The sequence below is a fragment of the Streptomyces recifensis genome, assembly GCF_002154615.1.
In the GTDB taxonomy this organism is placed as follows: Bacteria; Actinomycetota; Actinomycetes; order Streptomycetales; family Streptomycetaceae; genus Streptomyces; species Streptomyces griseoluteus.
Map to the genome: position 1 here is coordinate 1 of NZ_MUNH01000696.1, position 593 is coordinate 593.

The 593-nt window shown below is 77.6% G+C and carries 2 pseudogenes; both read right to left on the reverse strand.

Going from position 1 to position 593, the window contains the following annotated elements:
• A pseudogene (locus CCN33_RS33335) lies at positions 1-227 on the reverse strand (Bcr/CflA family drug resistance efflux transporter); the annotation flags it as partial.
• 155 nt (positions 228-382) lie between these two features.
• Positions 383-593, reverse strand: a pseudogene (locus CCN33_RS32320) (hypothetical protein); the annotation flags it as partial.

Here is a 593-nt window from a genome sequence, read left to right on the forward strand (position 1 = left end):
CCGGCCAGACAGGCGGTGAGGGTGAGCTGCACGGTGGCGGCGGGCGCGTGCAGGGTGCGGGTGACCTCCGGCAGCGAGGGGAGGTACATGTCCATCGCCAGCGGTGTGGTGGCGGTGAGCGCGCCGAGCATGAAGGTGACGAGCACCCCGCGCGGCCGTTCCGCGACTCCGGCCGCCCCTTGAGCGGCCTCCACCCCCGAAGCCGTCACGACATCCCGCTCACCCATACAACCCCTCCCGGCCAGAACCCCGGACAACGCCCACCATGGTCTCAGCTCCGGGAGGGTGGGGGGACGTGTGTACGAAGGTCACCGACGGTTCGCGGGAGCATGCCCGTGCGGTCCCCCGGCGCACGACCAAGCGCAGCCCCCCGCCGGAGGCCTCAGCGGCGGTGGCGTCCGCCCTGGGGGGAGGCGGCTTCCGTCGGGTTCTCCGCCGCCGGGGCACGGCGGCGGCCGCCCTGCTGGGGCACCGCCCCGGCGGAGGTGTCCGCCGCGCGGTCCCCGCGGCGGCCGCCCGGCGCCGCTTCGGCGGGAGCGCCCGCCGTACCGGCCCGGCGGCGGCGCAGCAGAGCCCAGGCGCCGGCGCCTGGG